Below are 1,413 nucleotides of genomic sequence, written 5' to 3'. Positions count from 1 at the left end.
CCCCGGGCCGCACCGCCCCGGGTACGTGATGCGCATCCTGGAGCTCTTCATGGGCATGCCGTTCCACGCCTTCTTCGGGGTGGCGGTGATGATGGCCAGCAGCCTGCTGGTGGACACCTTCGCCCACCCCCCGGCGTCGCTCGGCACCAACACACTGACGGACCAGCAGCTGGCGGGCGGCATCACCTGGGCTTTCGGGGAGATCCCCACTGCGATCGTGCTGGTCGCGCTGGTCTTCCAGTGGGCCCGGTCGGAGGAACGGCAGGCACGGCGCCGCGACCGCGCTGCGGACCGGGACGGCGACGCCGAGCTGGCCGCGTACAACGCCTATCTGGCCTCCCTGGAGGCCCGCACCCGGGGCGCCGGCTCGCCGGAGGCGGCCGGCTGAGCAGGACGGGCGACGCGCCCACGGACGGGTGACCGGGCGCGCCCGCGGCGCTCCGCTGCGGTAGGTGTGGCTGCGAGCACCGCCGAGCCGCCCTGGAGGAGACCATGTCCTGGAGCCACGCCCTCACCGCCGCCGGGCTGGCCGCGGCCGCCGCACTGGGGATTCCCGTCCACCACCTGGACGGGGATCCCGGCACCCGGCTGGAACTGGTGCTGCACAGCGGGGAGGACGTCTCCGGCCGGGTCCTGGCCTCGGCGGTGCTGGAGTGCGACCCCGACGGCGGTTCCCACCCCGAGCCGGCGGCGGCATGCTCCGCGCTCCGCCGCTCCCACGGCGACTTCCGGGCGCTGCGCGCCCGGCAGGGGGTGATGTGCCCGATGATCTACGCGCCGGTGACGGCGGAGGCCACGGGCCGGTGGGACGGCCGCCCGGTGCGGTTCGTCCACAGCTATGCCAACCGGTGCTCCGCCGCGGCCCAGTCCGGGGGCGTCTTCGCCTTCTGAGGGTCCGGCGGAACGGCCCGGTGCTCTCAGCTCCCGCAGGCCCGGGTGACCCTGATGTGCCCCAGGACGCTGCGGCCGGTGATGCGGATGACCGGGCCGTCGGCGGCCGGAACGCCGTCCGGCCAGGCGGGTGTGGAGCGCTTGCCCAGCAGCGCCGTCCCGGTGTCGTACACCTGGGCGCCGTCGGGGACGACCATTTCGATCTTGCCGCAGAAGGAGCCCGCCTCGATCACCACCTCGTGCCGGGTGAAGACCGCGTGGCGCAGGTCGAGCACCACCGCCCCGAAGCGGGCGCGCACACTGCTGTACGGCGGCACCGGCCACTGGCCGCCCCGGCGGAGCTTGCCGAGGACCGCCACCACGGGCTCGGCGACGGGCGGCCGGGCGGCGGGGCCTGGCGGGGGCCCGGACGGCTCGGGGAGGTCGTGGGTGAGCGGGGCCAGCTCGGCGAGGGTGCGGGCGAGGTAGGCGGCCTCCAGGCGCTCCGCGTGCTCCTCGGGGGTGAGGCGGCCCAGGGCGAGC

3 protein-coding genes are annotated in these 1,413 nt (G+C 75.8%); 2 read left to right on the top strand and 1 reads right to left on the bottom strand.

Features of this window, described 5'->3' with window-relative positions:
- Positions 1-388, top strand: a 388-nt coding sequence (locus AOK09_RS42245) for a cytochrome c oxidase assembly protein (protein WP_245687364.1), incomplete at its 5' end; no start/stop codon positions are given.
- Between the two features lie 104 nt (positions 389-492).
- Positions 493-891, top strand: a complete 399-nt coding sequence (locus AOK09_RS19085) for a subtilase-type protease inhibitor (RefSeq protein WP_055588419.1) — start codon at positions 493-495, stop codon at positions 889-891.
- Between the two features lie 26 nt (positions 892-917).
- Here AOK09_RS19085 and AOK09_RS19080 read toward each other — a convergent pair.
- On the bottom strand, positions 918-1,413 hold a 496-nt coding region (locus tag AOK09_RS19080), incomplete at its 5' end, for a DUF1707 SHOCT-like domain-containing protein (protein ID WP_055588418.1).

Origin of the sequence: Peterkaempfera griseoplana (assembly GCF_001418575.1) — a bacterium.
Classification (GTDB): domain Bacteria; phylum Actinomycetota; class Actinomycetes; order Streptomycetales; family Streptomycetaceae; genus Peterkaempfera; species Peterkaempfera griseoplana.
The sequence above is the reverse complement of the archived record's forward strand: the minus strand, read 5'-3'. Positions and strand labels throughout refer to the sequence as shown.